Source organism: Aminobacter anthyllidis, from assembly GCF_018555685.1.
Taxonomy (GTDB): Bacteria; Pseudomonadota; Alphaproteobacteria; order Rhizobiales; family Rhizobiaceae; genus Aminobacter; species Aminobacter anthyllidis.
On the sequence record NZ_JAFLWW010000006.1, the window covers coordinates 260,056 to 277,180 of the forward strand.

The 17,125-nt window shown below is 62.9% G+C and carries 14 protein-coding genes and 1 riboswitch; of the genes, 6 read left to right on the forward strand and 8 right to left on the reverse strand.

The window, feature by feature from the left end:
- Positions 1-9 precede the first annotated feature (9 nt).
- The 4 genes from J1C56_RS21450 to J1C56_RS21465 all read right to left on the reverse strand — a co-directional run bounded on the left by J1C56_RS21450 (position 10) and on the right by J1C56_RS21465 (position 2,789).
- On the reverse strand, positions 10-174 hold the full coding sequence (locus tag J1C56_RS21450; RefSeq protein WP_214392092.1) for a hypothetical protein: 165 nt from the start codon (positions 172-174) through the stop codon (positions 10-12).
- A gap of 171 nt (positions 175-345) precedes the next feature.
- The gene (locus J1C56_RS21455) at positions 346-738 is read right to left on the reverse strand and encodes a hypothetical protein (protein WP_214392093.1); all 393 of its coding nucleotides are present in this window, start codon (positions 736-738) and stop codon (positions 346-348) included.
- A gap of 70 nt (positions 739-808) precedes the next feature.
- On the reverse strand, positions 809-2,434 hold the full coding sequence (gene groL / locus J1C56_RS21460; protein WP_214392094.1) for a chaperonin GroEL: 1,626 nt from the start codon (positions 2,432-2,434) through the stop codon (positions 809-811).
- Between the two features lie 40 nt (positions 2,435-2,474).
- Positions 2,475-2,789: a co-chaperone GroES gene (locus tag J1C56_RS21465; protein WP_214392095.1), complete on the reverse strand. Its 315-nt coding sequence runs from the start codon at positions 2,787-2,789 to the stop codon at positions 2,475-2,477.
- Positions 2,790-3,049: 260 nt separating this feature from the next.
- On the opposite strand from J1C56_RS21465, the gene J1C56_RS21470 reads away from it, so the two are divergent.
- Entirely contained in the window at positions 3,050-3,277 is a 228-nt protein-coding gene (locus J1C56_RS21470; RefSeq protein ID WP_214392096.1) for a hypothetical protein, read from the forward strand.
- A 426-nt stretch (positions 3,278-3,703) separates the two neighbouring features.
- On the opposite strand, the gene J1C56_RS21475 is transcribed toward J1C56_RS21470, so the two are convergent.
- From J1C56_RS21475 to J1C56_RS21490, 4 genes are all read right to left on the reverse strand, one after another.
- Positions 3,704-4,549, reverse strand: coding sequence for a ChaN family lipoprotein (locus J1C56_RS21475; protein ID WP_338001483.1), 846 nt, complete (start codon positions 4,547-4,549; stop codon positions 3,704-3,706).
- 4 nt (positions 4,550-4,553) lie between these two features.
- Positions 4,554-5,279, reverse strand: coding sequence for a hypothetical protein (locus tag J1C56_RS21480; protein WP_214392097.1), 726 nt, complete (start codon positions 5,277-5,279; stop codon positions 4,554-4,556).
- Positions 5,280-5,288: 9 nt separating this feature from the next.
- Complete coding sequence (locus tag J1C56_RS21485) at positions 5,289-7,025, reverse strand: ABC transporter ATP-binding protein/permease (protein ID WP_214392098.1); 1,737 nt, start codon at positions 7,023-7,025, stop codon at positions 5,289-5,291.
- A gap of 64 nt (positions 7,026-7,089) precedes the next feature.
- Positions 7,090-9,399 (reverse strand): TonB-dependent hemoglobin/transferrin/lactoferrin family receptor, encoded by a 2,310-nt coding sequence (locus tag J1C56_RS21490; RefSeq protein WP_214392099.1) that lies wholly within the window; start codon positions 9,397-9,399, stop codon positions 7,090-7,092.
- Between the two features lie 368 nt (positions 9,400-9,767).
- Here J1C56_RS21490 and J1C56_RS21495 point away from each other — a divergent pair, with 368 nt between their 5' ends.
- The 5 genes from J1C56_RS21495 to cobF all read left to right on the forward strand — a co-directional run bounded on the left by J1C56_RS21495 (position 9,768) and on the right by cobF (position 17,115).
- Entirely contained in the window at positions 9,768-11,528 is a 1,761-nt protein-coding gene (locus tag J1C56_RS21495) for a peptidase domain-containing ABC transporter (RefSeq protein WP_214392100.1), read from the forward strand.
- A 73-nt stretch (positions 11,529-11,601) separates the two neighbouring features.
- Positions 11,602-11,812, forward strand: a riboswitch (cobalamin riboswitch).
- Positions 11,813-11,923: 111 nt separating this feature from the next.
- Positions 11,924-14,809 carry a ribonucleoside-diphosphate reductase subunit alpha gene (locus J1C56_RS21500; protein ID WP_214392370.1) on the forward strand — a complete coding sequence of 962 codons (2,886 nt, stop codon included), beginning with the start codon at positions 11,924-11,926 and terminating at the stop codon, positions 14,807-14,809.
- Positions 14,810-15,005: 196 nt separating this feature from the next.
- On the forward strand, positions 15,006-16,124 hold the full coding sequence (locus tag J1C56_RS21505; RefSeq protein ID WP_214392101.1) for a ribonucleotide-diphosphate reductase subunit beta: 1,119 nt from the start codon (positions 15,006-15,008) through the stop codon (positions 16,122-16,124).
- Positions 16,115-16,360, forward strand: a complete 246-nt coding sequence (locus J1C56_RS21510; protein ID WP_214392102.1) for a hypothetical protein — start codon at positions 16,115-16,117, stop codon at positions 16,358-16,360. The genes J1C56_RS21505 and J1C56_RS21510 overlap by 10 nt, the downstream gene beginning before the upstream one ends.
- The gene (cobF, locus tag J1C56_RS21515) at positions 16,357-17,115 is read left to right on the forward strand and encodes a precorrin-6A synthase (deacetylating) (RefSeq protein WP_214392103.1); all 759 of its coding nucleotides are present in this window, start codon (positions 16,357-16,359) and stop codon (positions 17,113-17,115) included. The genes J1C56_RS21510 and cobF overlap by 4 nt, the downstream gene beginning before the upstream one ends.
- Positions 17,116-17,125 lie beyond the last annotated feature (10 nt).

Here is a 17,125-nt window from a genome sequence, read left to right on the forward strand (position 1 = left end):
CCCGGAAATTCATTCTGTCTGGTCGTCTTCGGCCGCTGGTCGATCGCGCCGCCTGATATCGTCGTCCGATTTCTTGTGCTGGGCAGCGGCCGTCTTGCGGATGAAATCGAACCGGTTTTCGTCGGCATCTGCCGGCTTCGGCAGGGCGTCGGTCTTCTTTGAAAATCTGATCATGGGGCGAAATCCTATTCTGCTGAAGCCGAGAAGCCCGCCGGGACATGTCCTGGCGGCGGCAGCATTAGTCTTTCGAGAAGAAAATCATGCTGAGTTCGAAATAGGTGAGGTGCGAAGCTATCCGCGCCGGAGCTGTGTCCCCGGCGCGAACGTAGCGAGTGTCGCCGGATATCAGGCAGCGAGTGCGGTGGCGCAGCCGATGGAAGCGCGCCGGTCGGGAGCGGTCTCGCCCGGCATGGTGGCCCAGCCGCCGGTCTCGACGAACTTCTGCCTGTCATAGCCGACGGACTTGGCCTTCAGTTCGACCAGCTTTGCCGCGGCATCGGGTGCCGCATTGAATCGCTCGACGCAGATGGTCGAGGCGAGCTGACCGCGCGCCACGTCGCCGGCTGTCTGTGCAAGCGTCTGCGAGGTGCCGCCGGTGACCCAGCCGCCCCAGCTGAAGCCGATGATCATCGTGGCGATGGCGGTGCCGACGCATGTCCAGACAAGTGTTGATTTGGATGGTTGGTAGCTCTCCCAACGTGCGGCGAGGGACTGCTTCTGGTTGCTCTGCATAGCCATGGAAACGTTCCTTGTTGATGGTGGGCAGTCACCATCCAGCCGCTGGGCGGCCGGATGGTTCAGGCTTGGCTTAGTAACCCATGCCGGCTGGGTTGCCGCCGTTGGACGCTTCCTTCGCCGGAATGTCGGCGATCATGGCTTCAGCGGTGATCAGCAGGGCTGCGATCGAGCCGGCATCCTGCAACGCCGTGCGAACGACCTTGGCGGGATCGACAATGCCGGCCTTGATCATGTCGACATAGACTTCCGTCTGCGCATTGAAGCCCAGATTGGCATCCTTGCTTTCCATCAGCTTGCCGACCACGACGGAGCCTTCGACGCCGGCATTGTCGGCGATCTGCCGGATCGGCGCCTCGAGCGCCTTGAGTACGATCGAAATGCCGGCGGTGACGTCGGCATTCTCACCGGTGAGTGTCTCAAGCGCCGCCTTGGCGCGCAGCAGGGCGACACCGCCGCCGGCGACGATGCCTTCTTCAACGGCCGCGCGCGTGGCGTTGAGCGCATCGTCGATGCGGTCCTTCTTTTCCTTGACCTCGGTCTCGGTCGCGCCGCCGACGCGGATGACGGCAACGCCGCCAGCCAGCTTGGCCAGGCGTTCCTGCAGCTTTTCCTTGTCGTAGTCCGAGGTAGTTTCCTCGATCTGCATCTTCAGCTGGGCGATACGGGCTGTAATGCCGGCCTTGTCGCCAGAGCCGTCGATGATCGTGGTCGTGTCCTTGTCGATGAGCACGCGCTTTGCCCGGCCGAGCATGTCGATGGTGACGTTCTCGAGCTTGATGCCGAGATCCTCCGAGATCATCTGGCCGGCGGTCAGGACCGCGATGTCTTCCAGCATCGCCTTGCGGCGATCGCCGAAGCCGGGCGCCTTGACGGCGGCGACCTTCAGTCCGCCACGCAGCTTGTTGACGACGAGCGTGGCCAAGGCCTCGCCTTCGACGTCTTCCGAGATGATGAGCAGCGGCTTGCCGCTCTGCACCACGGCTTCGAGGATCGGCAGCATCGCCTGCAGATTGCCGAGCTTCTTCTCGTGGATGAGGATGTAGGGGTCTTCCAGCTCGGCCCGCATCTTGTCGGCATTGGTGACGAAGTAGGGGCTGAGATAGCCACGGTCGAACTGCATGCCTTCGACGACGTCGAGTTCGGTCTCGGCGGTCTTGGCTTCCTCGACGGTGATGACGCCTTCATTGCCGACCTTGTCCATCGCCTTGGCGATCATGGCGCCGACGGTGGCGTCGCCATTGGCGGCGATGGTGCCGACCTGGGCGATCTCGTCCGACGACTTGACCTTCTTTGCCCGCGCCTGGATGTCCTTGACCACGGCAGCGATGGCAAGGTCGATGCCGCGCTTGAGATCCATCGGGTTCATGCCGGCGGCTACGAGCTTGGCGCCCTCGCGCAGGATGGACGCGGCGAGCACCGTTGCCGTCGTGGTGCCGTCGCCGGCGAGATCGTTGGTCTTCGAGGCCACTTCGCGCACCATCTGCGCGCCCATGTTCTCGAACTTGTCGGAAAGCTCGATCTCCTTGGCGACGGTGACGCCGTCCTTGGTGATGCGCGGCGCGCCATAGGCACGGTCGATGATGACATTGCGGCCTTTCGGGCCGAGCGTCACCTTGACGGCATTGTTGAGCAGCTCGACGCCGCGCAACATGCGGTCGCGGGCATCGGTCGAAAATTTGATTTCCTTGGCAGACATGATTTTTCGTCCAGTTCGTTCTTGAGGCCGCAGAGCCGGATCAGGCGGCTTTCTTGGCCGCTTCGCTTGAGTCGACGATGCCCATGACGTCGGCCTCCTTCATGATCAGGAGATCGGCGCCGTCGATCTTGACCTCGGTGCCCGACCATTTGCCGAACAGCACCGTGTCGCCGGCCTTGACGTCGAGCGGGATCAGCTTGCCGCTTTCGTCGCGCGAGCCCGGGCCGACGGCAATGACTTCGCCTTGCTGGGGTTTTTCCTTGGCATTATCCGGAATGATGATGCCGCCTTTGGATTTGATATCGCCTTCGGCGCGCCGGATGACGACGCGGTCGTGGAGTGGTCGGAATTTCATGAAGAGTCTTTCTGCAGTCGGCGCATAGGGGACCGCATCCCTTATGTACGCCCTTTGGCACTCGAATGACAGGAGTGCCAAAAATTATTCCGGACGGTGCGAGAGTATTCAAAAATAACCAGCACGAGCGGTGGCTTAAAAATCCGATTCCATGACAAATAGGCGGGGAATTTGAATTCCGGGCAGAGAAACCTTATTTAAGGCGCAGTGGAATTTTTATTTTCCGCGCACAAAGAGGATTTCAGATATTGGGTGTAGTCATGGAAAATTTTCTGGATAAAGCTCAGCTGCGTTCGATCGAGACGCAGAAGAAAACAGCGGAACGCAACAGCGCCATGGCTGAATATCAGTCGGAAGCAAAAGCCCGTGCCATCAAGACCGCAAAGTTGCGGGAATTGCGCTTGGCCAAAGACGAGGCTGACCGCGCCGCCGAGGCCCTGAAACCCGTGGAACCCAAGAAGAAGCGGGTGACGCGCGCTGCAAAGTAGCCAGCGGCGCATTTTTCTGGCCACCAAGACTGCCACTCCTGCTTAGAGCGCCGTGCGTCCGAATGGACGCACAAAGGACGCTTTGATCCTTGGAATCGACGCATCGTGCTTTCCGAAAATCGGTGCGATTTTCGGGCCGATGCGTTTGGCAGGATGGTCAGTGGGCCGATGCTTGTTCGATGATGCCGGCCCCGCATCTGTCGACGAGCCTATTGCATTGTCCGAGATCCCTCCCCATATGAGACCCATCGGCAATCCGCCGGGAGCGAAACGCGCGTCGAGATACGATGTCGGGTTCTGCCGCGGATTGTTGAATTTGCCCTGATTGACGGCTGACCGACCACGAATGTACCGGCGGTGTGCGCAAGTCTCAGGACCCAGAGGGAAGCGGGCTGGCGCCCGCTTTTTTCGTTTCTGGGCTTCGCCCTAGGAGCGGGATGCCTCGACCGGCTGTGGTTGAAGCCGAAACATCGCCCTGGCTATTCCCTTGATCCGAGTGCCGTCGACAAGCGCCGTGTCGTTCGGCAGCAGCGTCGTCACCTTTCCGATTCCGAGATCCGCAAGCTGGAACGGCGTGCCGTGGCCGTATTCGAGATGCCCGCGGCCGATGATGCCGATCACAAGCGGCGGTTTGTCGGTCATCCGCGCCTTGGCGATGTTGCAGGCGAAGGCACGATCCCAGGTTTGCTGTGCCCTGACGAAGCGGTCGAACTCCGGCGCTTCGGGCGAAGTCACCTTGCGCGCCGGCGAACCGCCGCCGGTGATGTCGAACAGGTACTGGCGATAGGCGGGCGTCGCATGCGCGGAGGGCGTGAGGCTGTCGCGATCGTCGAGCGGAATGGCATCCCAGCCTTCCTTGCCGACCCGTGTCACCAGTTCGCGGTAGCAGTTGAGCGCCAGCATCGGGACGCCAAACTCGCGGCAGAAATGGAAGATCGGCAGGTAGAGCTCAGCCGGGAAACCCCAGACCTTGCCCCATTCGGCTGCCTCCAGAAACGCCTGCTGGTCGAGCTTGCCGGCAACCCAGTCGTCGAGCACGGGCTGCAGCCGGCGCGGGAACATTTCGAAACCGATGGCGATGTCGTTGCGCAGCGTCCGCATCGCCGTGCAGACATGCAGCTGCCAGCGATGGATGTCGTAGCGGTCATGCGTTTCGCCGAGCAGCAGCACATTGCTCTGCGCCACCTCCCGCATCAGCTCAGGATGATCGAGCAACGCTCCGCTGTCGGGTTCGAGCCAGCGGGCGACGGGATGGTTCCATGTGTCCGTCACGGCGTCACCCGAAGCTCGCCGGCGCGCCGGTGACCGTAAGTCCGGTCTCGGCGCCGTCGATGGCGAGCGCGACGAAGCGCAGTTGGTCAGCACCGCTCTCGCGGCGCCAGCCGGAAACCGACCCGCCCTTGAGGTGCAGGTGGAAGTCCGGCTGCATGACGTTGACATATCCCATGACAGGCTTGACTGCCGGCATGTCGCCTTCCCAGGCCTGCCAGAAGGACGGCCGGCTGAACTCGATCCTGACACGGCCACCGCTGCGCTCGGCGGCGGCGAAGGGCTCAAGCCCGGCATCGTCGGCGTCGAGCTCCTTGCGGTCGCCGGCGTTGGCGCTGGGCCTGTCTTCGAGGGGAAGCGGGGCCCCTTGCGGGAACTCGCCAAGCAAGGCGTCGAACGGCTCGAGGCCCTCGAAGCCGGTGACATTGGCAATGCTTTCGCCGTCGACACCGCGCAGCTCGATGCGTGGATAGGATTTTTCGCGCATCACCGACGTGCGATCTACGATGACGGTGGCGATGGCCGCCAGTTCGATCCGCGAATTGTGCTCGGTACCTTGGCAGACCAGCCAGCCGTCCTCGATGCGAACCTGATCGACAGTGCCGATACGCTCATGCGTGGCGCCAAGGCGCTCCGAATTGATCATCACCCGCCCGATGGCGGGCAGGCGCGCAAGCAAGGCGGCGGGGGCGACGTCGAGGCGTTCGCGTTTGTGGGGCGTGCGGGCGGTCATGGGCATTTCCTATGCGAATTGCAGGACTGGATTTTCGTTCGCCGCTTCGGCTTTCGGCTCGAGATCGATGACACGCATGGTCCCCAGCGCCTTGGGGCTGCGGTGCGAGACGACGACGAATGTTGTTGCCGGCAGATGTTTCCTGAGCACCGAAAACAGTTCCGCCTCGGCGGCCTCGTCGAGCGCGCTTGTCGCCTCGTCGAGGAACAGCCAGTCTGGCTTGAGCACGAGCGCGCGGGCCAGCGCCAGGCGCTGAAGCTCGCCGCCGGAGAGGCCCGACTGCACCAGCGGGTGGCCTTCCGCGGCATCTTCGAGCCGCAGCATGTCGCTGTCGCCGAAGCCGACGGCCTCGATGGCACGGCGCAATTCCTGTCGCGTGAAGCCGTGGGCGGACGCGGGGTAGGCGACCGCACCGAAGATGTCGCCCTGCGGGAAGTAGGCCTTCTGCGACAGGAACAGCTTGCTTGCTGAAGGCATCTCGATACGGCCGTCGCCATGGTCCCAGCCGCCTGCCATTGCCTTGAGCAGCGTGGTCTTGCCGAGCCCTGACTGGCCGCGCAGCCACGCTGTCTCGCCGGGTCGGACATCAAGGGAGCGTATCGACAGCAGCTCACGGCCCTCGGGCGTCCGCAACTTGAGATCGCGCACATGCAGTCCACCTGCCGACGCTTCATGGACGATGCCTGAAGGTCGGCCACGCACCGCCTCTGTCGCGGCAAGGAAGCCGTCGAGGCGCGACGAGGCGGCAACCAGATTTGACAGCGGTTTGTAGGAAAAGATGAACCACGACAGCGTGGTGACCACGTTGGAAAACGCCATGGCGATCTGCATCAGACCGCCAAGCGCGATGCTGCCGGCGAGGAAGCCGGGCAGGGCGACGAACAGCGGAATGCGCAGCACGGTATGCTGGTAGGGGAAGGTGAAGCACCCGAGCAGGAACTCGCGGCCGGCCAGCTTGCGCCAGTTCTGGGCAATGCCGTCGAAGCGCCGGTCGAGCCCGGAGCGCTCGACATCTCCGCCGCCCATCAGCGCGATCTCGTCGGCCGACTGGCGGATGCGCGCCATGGCGAAGCGGAAATCGCCCTCGCGCTTTTGCTGCGTGTAGAACAGCGACTTCAGCGGCCGGCCGAGCAGATGCGTCAGCGCGCTTGACAGCGCGACATAGATGAACGCCGCCCAGACCATGTAGCGCGGGATCGACACGTCGAAGCCGAACAGCGAGAAGCTCAGCGCGAAGGTCGACAGCCCCCACAGCAGGGCGAGATAGGAGAAAATGCCGACGATCTTGGTGATCAGCTCGATGCCTTCGTCGAGGATACCCTTGACGAACAGGCCGCAATCGTCGGCGATGCGCTGGTCGGGATTGTCGACATCGCGCGGGCAGTCGCCCTGGGTCAGCCGCCAATAGGCGCGGTCGGCGAACCATGAGCCGAGCGCTGCCTCGGTCAGCGACTTGCGCCACCTGATGTGCAGGATCTTCTGCAGGTAGTCGGCCGCCAGTGAACGCGCCGAGTTGGCGGCCACGATGCCGGCAAAAACCCAGATCTGCCAGACCGCGGCCTTGGCATCGACTTTCTCCAGCGCGCCGTAGAAGGCCGAGGTCCAGGTCACCAGCCGGATGGTGAAATAGATGCCTGCCAGCTGCAGCGCGATGACCGCGGCGAGATGGACAAGGCTCGTCTTGCCGCCCTTGCCGGCAATGCAGAGCTTGAGCAGGCGAACGAACTGCTTGAGGACGTTGATCACCGACGGGGCCTTTCATCAATGACGCAGGGCAACGTGCCCTGCGCCGGATCTCGTTCGTTTCGCCTCAGAAGCGCACGGTGGCGCCGAGCTTGAAGGTGCGGCCTGGAGCCACCTGCATTTCCGGATTGTTGGCGTTGGCCACCGGCGCCGAAATCACGTTGGTGACGCCGGTGAGCGTGTTGGGGAAATAGCGGCGGTCGAAGATGTTCTGGATGCCGAAATCGACATCGACGTTTTCGGTCGGCTTCCAGCGGGCGTAGGCGTCGAACACCGCATAACCGCCGGGCTTGAAGGCATTGGGGTCGGCACGTTCGGTGACGCCATGGGCGAAGGTCGCGACGAGCTCGGTCTCGAGGTTCCAGTCGGGGATGAGGTAGCGTCCGCCGAGCACCGCGGTCAGCGGAACCGCACCGTCGAACGCTGTTTCGGCAGCGCTCGCCGAAATCCGCTGCGTGCCCTTCTGGTAGGAGATCGAGGCGTTGAGGAACAGGTTGTTGTAGACCTCGTATTCGCCACCGAATTCGATGCCCCAGACCTTCACGTCCTCGACATTGTCGGAGGTGTATCGCTCGGTCGGGCCGGGCACGGGCTGCAGCGAGCGGATGAAATCCTTGTAGTCGGCATAGAAGCCGGTGAGGCTGAAGTAGCCCTTGTCGAGCTCGCCGCGCACGCCGACTTCGTAGCTGCGGACGAATTCCGGCTTGAGGTTGGGATTGGGGATCACCTCGACCATTCCAGTCGATCCGATCGACAGCGACGACGCGAACAGCTGCTGCGACGTCGGCATCTTGAAGCCTTCGCCATAGCCGGCATAGATCGAGTAGGTGTCGTTCAGCTCATACATCGCGCTGATCCGCTTGATCAGCCGGGTCTCGTCGATCTTTTTCGGCTGGAAGCCGGGCAGCGGAACGTAGTCCCTGTCGCCGGTCGGATCGATCGAATAGTGCGCCAGGCGCGCGCCGGGCGTGATGGTCAGCCGGTCGTCTAGCAGCTTGATCTCGTCCTGCAGGTAGATGTCGGCGCGGACGGTGTCGACTTCGGGGAAGTTGAAGCCCTGGTTGTTGGCCGTGGTCGAGGTGCCGGTCGTCAGGTTGTTGGTTGTGTTGTAGCCGGCATAGCTGCTGTTGGTCAGGTCGCCGTCGAAGCCATAGGTCAGCTTGTGCGCCAGGCCGCCCAGTTCGAAGGACGAGTTGGCCTGCACGTCGGCCTCGAAGAAGTCCTCGCCATAGTTGCGGACCTGGATGTTCTGCTGGCGCCGCGTCGGATAGGTGCGCAGCTGGTTGCTGTAGGTGTCGCGCTTCTGCGGTGAGTAGGAGATCTGCCACTTGATCTCGTCGAGCCAGGGCGCGTCGACTTTCCAGTCATGCGACAGGGCCAGCCTGTAGCGTTCCATCTCCAACTCGCGCTGCCAGCTCGTGCTGGTGTAGCCCCCGAGTGCCGCGCTCGAGTCATACATCTGCTGGATCGTGGTGTTGCGGTTGAACCATTCGCCGGTCAGCTTGACCTCGTGATCCTGGGTCGGGTTCCACTGCAGCTTCATCAGCCCGTTGAAGGCGTCGGTGTCGGCGGGAAATGCCTTGTTGCAGGGCCAGATCGCCTGGCGCGGGCAGCCCCACTGGCCGCCATCCGCACGGCTGTTGCTGAAATCGCCTTCCGAGGCGCCGAGATGGCCGAAACTGCCGAGGAACTTGAAGTCGCCGGATTCTGCGGCCGCACTCACCTGCTTGCGGAATGAATCGTCGTAGCTGTCATAGGCCGTCTTCATCTCGACGGCCCATGGCTTGGAGCCGTCGAGCAGGTCGTCGGGGTCGAGCGTGCGGAAGGCGACGGCACCGCCAAGCGCGTCAGCGCCCTGGAGCACCGAGTTGGGGCCGCGCACGATCTCGGCGCTGCGCATGTTGAACGGGTCGACGAAGTCGCGGCTGCCGTCGATGATCTGCTCCTGGATGCGCGAGCCGTCGACGGTCATCTGGACGCGGTTTCCGCCCATGGCGCGGATGTTGAAGCCGGTCAGCTGGCCGAACGGGTTGGTCAACGACGTCGTGCGCGACACGGTGACGCCCGGCTCATAGCGAACCATGTCCTGGATGTCGCGGACGACATGGCGCTGCAGGGTTTCGCGATCGATGACCGAGACCGACATCGGAATGTCGAGCACCTTGCCGGTGGTGCGTGCCGAGGTGACGACGAGCCGGTCGAGCACGATGCGCTCTTCATTGCTCAGCAGCGGCTTGATTTCCTCGGCCTTCTTGACCGGTACCGGTGTGGCTGCCGTCTGTGCGCCGGCGATGCCGGCCGATTGCAGCAACAGCAGCGAAACGCCAGCCAGAAGGATATGCGACCGCGAACCGCGACCGGTTTGAACGTTAGACATGACAGCCCCCTCGAAAAGTCTGGAAAAGCTGGCTGTCCGCGAACGAAGGGCTGGCGTAAGTTAATATGAGTCGATGACTCAAGATTATAAGGCTGTATAATCTGTTCCCATGCCGGCGCAAGCCCGGGCTGGCCCGGCGCGACACCTGGCCTCACCCGCAACAGGTACATGCCGGTGCCGGCTTCACACGGCCTGCGAGGATTTGAGCGGATCTCGGAAGACTTCCCGCGCGCATCGCCTTGACGTGACGGACGATTTTCGCCGAGCCATTTCGTGAAAATATGACTATCATTGTCATATTATTTGACAGCAAAGCACGAATGACCTAGCGAACCCGTCCCTGTTGTTCGAGCGGCGTCGGGTTGGCGATGAAATTTCGAGAGAAACTGAACGCCTTGCGCAACATACCGCTCGGCGACTGGCGGATACTGATGCGGATAATGGGCATCTACCGTCGAAAATTTTTTCTCGCCATTGCGCTTTCCCTGGCTGGAATCGTGCTTTCGGTGACGGTCCCGATCCTTTCACAGAAGATCATCGACAGCGTCATGGTCGGTAAGGACGGCTGGGCGGCGACCCAGTTCGCCGCCATTGCCATTGCAGCGGCGGTTATCAGGCACATGACGTCACGCTGGCACAATTCGTTGATCAACGACGTCGACGCCAGGTTCACCGCCCGGCTGTCCAGGCGCGTCTACTTCCGTCTCATGCGCATCCCCTACGAGAGTTCGGCATCGGCAGGCGGAAGCACGATCAACCTGCTCAATGAATCGCAGCGTGTCGCGAGCTTCATGCTGAGCGCTGCGCCGAACTTCGTCCTCACGATTTTGGGTGCCGCCGTCTCGTTCGCCGTGGCGCTGTACTACGACTATCTCATCTGCCTTCTGGCCTTTGTCGTTGCCCTGGTCTTCGCCTTATTTGCCCGCAAGACCAATGCGCAGTTGGGCGAGGCGAGCCGCAGCTCGTTCCGGCACAACAGCGCCCTGCAGGGGGCGACCGCCGAGACGGTGGGCAACATCCGCGGCATCAAGTCGAATGCAGTGGAGCGCTTCTTCATCGGGCGCTGGTCGGCGAAGTCAGCCGAAGCCATCAAGGCGCGCTGGCACATCCTCGACCTTTCGCACTCCTATTCATTCACGCTTGGCCTGCTGAGCGAGATTCTGACGCTTCTCGTGGTCCTCGTCGGCTGCTGGCGCATCCTGCGCGGCGATCTCACGATCGGCGGCCTGCTTGCGCTACAGCTCCTCGTCACCCGCGCAACCATGCCGATGCTGACCAGCGCTGGCATTCTGATCCAGTTCCATTCGGTCAGTGCCACGGTCTCGGCCCTTGCGGCCTTCGTCAAGCGTCAGCCGGAACGCGCCATCGTTGCCCCGGCGCTGCGTGCCGCCGATTTCGGTTCGATCACCGTGGAGGATCTGACCTTCCGTTATCCCGAGGCGACCGCCGCAGCGCTAAACGGCGTTAATCTGGCGCTGCCCGCGAGCGGCGTCGTAGCCATCGTCGGCCGCAACGGCTCGGGCAAGTCCAGCTTGCTGCGCGTGCTTTTGGGGCTCGAGCGCGACTATGACGGCAAGGTGGCGATCGGCGGCATAGACGTCCGCGCCTACAATCCGCGCTGGCTGCGCGGCCGCATCGGCGTCGTCGACCAGGAGACGTCGCTGTTTTCGGGCACCATCCGCGAGAACCTTCAGGCGTCGCTGCCACGCCCGCTCCGCAACGATGAGATCGACAAGGCGCTGGCGTTTTCCTCCGCCGACAAGTTCACCGCCGGCCTGCCCAAGGGCATCGACACCGAGCTGGTGCAGGCGGGGCAGAACCTCTCCGGCGGACAGCGCCAGCGCCTGGCGATATCCCGCGCCGTTCTCCGCGACCCGCATATCGCCGTTTTCGATGAGCCAACCTCGGCGCTCGATGCCGAATCGGCGATGTCGCTCGAGCGCGAGCTGCTGGCGTTTGGCCGCGACCGCCTCGTCATCATCGTCACGCACCATCTGTTTTCGGCGCGTTCGGCTGACATGATCGTCGTGCTCGATGAAGGCAGGATCGTCGGCGTCGGCAGTCATGAGGCTCTGAGCACCGAATGCTCCGTCTATCAGGCCCTGTGGCGCGACTACGTCAGGGACTGACCGTCCACTGACGTAGCGGGTCGATCAGGTGGAAATGATCTTTCCACCTGTTGACACGGCACCCGTCAGTTATACTACATGTAGACATCGTGGTTCTTCCGAGTTGATTCCGGCTCGGGAGCTAAGAGGGAAGCCGGTGAGCGATTTCGCAATGCCGGCGCTGCCCCCGCAACTGTAAGCAGTGAGTTGCTGTCGAGTAACGCCACTGGCGCCATGGGCGCTGGGAAGGCCGACAGCGGCAATGACCTGTGAGCCAGGAGACCTGCCGCGATCGATTTTTGAACGTCCACGGGCGGGGTGTCCCGGTGGTGCGCTTGCGTTCTGCCGGCATGCGCCGGCCGAAAGACAGCACGCGTCCGCTGAAGGCCTTCGCCCCCAAACCATCGGGGAAGATGATGCCGGCGACCTCCACTCTTCTATCAAGCGGAACCGACAGGGTTCCGTCCGCTTTCAGCCAGGATTCTGGCGCTGGCCACGTCGCAGGCTACCGCGTCATACGGCGCAACGGTTCGGTGACGCCATTCGATGCGACCAAGATCACGGTCGCGCTGACCAAGGCGTTCCTCGCCACCGAAGGCTCGGTGGCCGCCGGTTCGCGGCGAGTCCACGAGGTGGTCGAGGACATGGCGGCGCAGGTGGTCTCGGCGCTGACCCGGCGTGCCGACGCGGGCCGCACATTCCACATCGAAGAAATCCAGGACCAGGTCGAGCTGGCGCTGATGCGCTCCGAGCATCACAAGGTCGCCCGCGCCTATGTGTTGTATCGCGAAGAACGTGCGCGCGAGCGCGCCGCCGCCAAGGTGGCCTCGGTCGAAGTCACGGCGCCGGCGCTCCAGGTCAAGGGCGATGACGGCAGCCTGGCGCCGCTCGACGAGGCGCGGCTGGCCCGCATTGTCGACGAGGCATGTGATGGGCTTGATGCGGTGTCAGCCGAAGCCATCCTGACCGAGACGCGTCGCAATCTCTATGACGGCATCACGCTGGATGAGCTTTCGCTGGCGCCGATCCTCGCCGCGCGCACGCTTGTCGAGACCGAGCCGAACTACGCCTTCGTCAGCGCCCGGCTGCTGATGGACCGGCTGCGGCGCGAGGCGCTGAGCTTCGTCTCCGGCAGGCCGGAGCAGGCCACCCAGGCCGAAATGGCCGAGCGCTATGCTACCTATTTCCCCGATTTCATAGCCACCGGCATCAAGGCCGAACTGATCGATCCCGAACTTGGCCGTTTCGATCTGGCGAGGCTCAGCACCGCCCTGAAGCCCGAGCGCGACCTGCAGTTCCAGTATCTTGGCCTGCAGACGCTCTATGACCGCTACTTCCTGCACACCAGTGGCAAGCGTTTCGAACTGCCGCAGGCCTTCTTCATGCGCGTGGCGATGGGCCTGGCGGGGCGTGAGATCGACCGCGAGGCCCGCGCCATCGAATTCTACGACCTGTTGTCGTCCTTCGATTTCATGGCTTCGACGCCGACGCTGTTCAACTCGGGAACGCTGCGTCCGCAATTGTCGTCCTGCTTCCTCACCACCGTCGCCGACGATCTCGACGCCATCTTCAAGGCGGTGAAGGACAATGCTCTGCTCGCCAAGTATTCCGGTGGGCTTGGCAATGACTGGACCCCGGTGCGTGGCCTTGGCGCCCACATCAAGGGCACCAATGGCGAGAGCCAGGGCGTGGTACCGTTCCTCAAGGTTGCCAACGACACCGCGATCGCCGTCAACCAGGGCGGCAAGCGCAAGGGCGCGGTCTGCGCCTATCTCGAGACCTGGCACGTCGACATCGAGGAGTTCCTCGACCTCAGGAAAAACACCGGCGACGACCGCCGCCGCACCCACGACATGAACACCGCCAACTGGGTGCCGGACCTGTTCATGGAGCGGGTCGAGGCCGATGGCGAGTGGACGCTTTTTTCGCCCGACGAGGCGCCCGACCTGCACGACCTCTACGGCACGGCATTCAAGACAGCCTACGAAGCCTATGAGGCAAAGGCATCGGCTGGCGGCATCAAGGTGTTCCGCACGATCCGGGCGCTCGACCTGTGGCGCAAGATGCTGACCATGCTGTTTGAGACCGGGCATCCCTGGATCACCTTCAAGGACCCGTGCAACATCCGCTCGCCGCAGGGCCACGTCGGCGTCGTCCACTCGTCGAACCTTTGCACCGAGATAACCCTCAACACCTCGAAGGACGAGGTCGCCGTCTGCAATCTCGGCTCGGTCAATCTCGCCAATCACATCGGCGCCGAAGGTCTCGACCTCGACCGTCTGGCTCGCACAGTGACGACGGCGATGCGCATGCTCGACAATGTCATCGACATCAATTTCTACACCATTCCCGAAGCCAGGCGCTCCAACCTGCAGCATCGCCCGGTCGGCCTCGGCCTGATGGGTTTCCAGGATGCCTTGCAGGCGCTGAAGATCCCCTATGCCTCCGATCAGGCGGTGGCCTTCGCCGACGCCAGCATGGAGGCGATCTCCTACAACGCGATTTCGGCGTCCTGCGACCTTGCCGCCGAACGCGGGCGTTATCCGAGCTTCGACGGTTCGCTGTGGTCGAAGGGCATTCTGCCGATCGATTCCATCGACCTGCTGGCAAAGGCGCGTCCCGGTGTCGACATGGACCGGGGCTCGACACTCGACTGGGATGCCTTGCGCAAGCGCGTCAGGAAGACCGGCATGCGCAACTCCAACACCATGGCGATCGCGCCGACGGCAACCATCTCCAACATTTGCGGCGTGGCGCAGTCGATCGAGCCGGCCTACCAGAACCTGTTCGTCAAATCGAACATGTCCGGCGACTTCACCGTGGTCAACGCAGCCCTGGTGCATGAGCTGAAGGCGCGCGGCCTTTGGGATGAGGTCATGGTCTCCGACCTCAAATATTTCGACGGCTCGATCGGCCAGATCGACCGCGTCCCCGACGATCTCAAGGCGCTCTTCGCCACCGCCTTCGAGATCGACAGTGCCTGGCTGATCGAGGCGGCGTCGCGCCGGCAGAAGTGGATCGACCAGGCCCAGTCGCTCAATCTCTACATCGCCAATCCAAGCGGCAAGAAGCTCGATGCACTCTACCGCCTGGCGTGGAACAAGGGCTTGAAGACGACCTACTATTTGCGCTCGCGCTCGGCCTCGCATGTCGAGAAATCGACGCTGAAGGGCACCGACGGCAAACTCAATTCGGTCTCCGCCGTCACCATGACAGCGTCCGCGCCGATCATCGTCAATGCCGATGCTGCCTGGGGCGAAACCTGCGCCATCGACGATCCCGAATGCGAAGCCTGCCAGTAAGCATCATCGAAAGCCGTCAACGCACGCGCCGCCCCTCATCCCCCTGCCGGGACCTTCTCCCCGTATAGCGACGGGGAGAAGGAGGAAGCGGCAACCTCGCGGCCAGCCTTCCTCTCCCCGTCACCATACGGGGAGAGGATGCCGGCAGGCAGGTGAGGGGCAGCGCCAAGGGCGCAGAACAATCAAGGAAACAAAAATGCTCGACTGGTCCGAACCGAAATCCACACCCATCGTCCCGCCACTTGCCGGCGCACCTCTCGCCGACGCCACCGGGTTGGGTGTGATCGAACGTGGTGGCGGCCGCGTCCGCGTCGACGACAAGCGCATGATCAATGCGCGTGCCGACGTGAACCAGCTTCTGCCGCTCAAATACCGCTGGGCGTGGGAGAAATATCTCGCCGGCTGCAACAATCACTGGATGCCGACCGAAGTGTCGATGCAAGCCGACATCGCTCTGTGGAAGTCGAAGGACGGGCTGACCGACGACGAACGACGCATGATCAAGCGCAATCTTGGCTTCTTCGCCGCCTCGGAGAGCCTGGTGGCCAACAACATCGTGCTGGCCATCTACCGCCACCTCACCAACCCGGAATGCCGGCAATATCTGCTGCGCCAGGCCTTCGAGGAGGCGGTGCACACCCACACCTTCCAGTACATCGTCGAGAGCCTCAGCCTTGATGAGGGCGAGCTGTTCAACATGTATCGCGAGGTGCCCTCGATCACCGACAAGGCGGCCTGGGCGCTCAAGCACACCCAGCATCTCGACGATCCGGATTTCAGGACCGGCACGCCGGAGGCCGACCAGGCATTCCTGCGCGACCTTGTCGCCTTCTACGTCATCTTCGAGGGCATGTGGTTCTACACCGGCTTTGCCCAGATCCTGTCGCTGGGCCGGCGCAACAAGATGGTCGGCATCGCCGAGCAGTACCAGTACATCCTGCGCGACGAGTCGATCCACCTCAACTTCGGCATCGACGTCATCAACCAGATCAAGCACGAGAATCCGCATCTGTGGACCCCGGCGTTCCAGGACGAAATCCGCGGCATGATCCGCACCGCCGCCGAGCTCGAGGCCTCCTATGGCCGCGATACGATGCCGCGCGGGTTCCTTGGGCTCAATGCAGCGCTTTGCGAAACCTACATGCACTTCATCGCCAACCGGCGCTGCGCCCAGCTTGGCCTGCAGCCGGTCTTCGCCGACATCGAGAATCCGTTCCCGTGGATGTCCGAGGCAATGGACCTGAAGAAAGAAAAGAACTTCTTCGAGACCCGCGTCATCGAATACCAGAACGGTGGAGCACTGGCATGGGACTGAACTGGAACCGTCCCGCCGTCGCACCGGTCATGCCGGAGCCCGAACAGGTGTTCCTGGCTTGGCTGATCGCCCAGCCTGAGGACGGCAATCTGCGCGAGGCGGCGTCGCGGCAGGCCAGCCGCCTGGCCGAGTATGCCGGCGTGCATCCGGGGCCGCGCCAGCTCAGGCAATTGTTCCTCGACCTTGCCGCCGAGCTTGGCGGCGGCACGGCGGCCGGCAGGGCCATGCCGTCATGAAGCGAAAGATTCTTGTCATCGGCATCGGCGCCGGCAATCCCGACTATGTCACCATCCAGGCTGTCGATGCGCTCAACCGCGTCAACGTCTTCTTCATCCCCGACAAGGGTATCGAGAAGGACGGGCTGGCGCGTGTCCGGCGCGAGATCTGCGAACGCTTCATCCGCGACCAGAGCTACCGCACCGTCGGGTTCGACGTGCCGCGCCGCAGGCAAGCGCCCGAGGATTATGGCGTCGCCGTTGCGGATTGGCACGACGCCGTCGAAGGCGTCTACGAACAGCTTTTGATGGAGGAACTCGAGGAACACGAGTGTGGCGCGTTCCTCGTCTGGGGCGATCCGACGCTCTACGACAGCACCTTGCGAATCCTCGATCGGCTGCAGGCCAAAGGCGGCTTCGAACTCGAATATGACGTCATTCCGGGGATCACGAGCGTCCAGGCGCTCGCCGCTAGGCACAAGGTCGCGCTGAACAAGATTGGCGAATCGATCACTATCACCACAGGACGCAAGCTTGCCGAGGGTTTCCCCAACAATGCCGACAGCGTCGTCGTCATGCTCGATGGCGAAGGCGCCTTTGCCGGTCTCGACGGTGATCTCGATATCTGGTGGGGCGCCTATGTCGGCACGCCGGACGAGATCCTGGTGTCGGGCAAGTTGCGCGAGGTCGTCGGCGACATCGAGCGCTTCCGCAAGCAGGCGCGCGCGCAAAATGGCTGGATCATGGACACTTATCTGCTGAAGCAGCCGGACTGACGGACGGGCG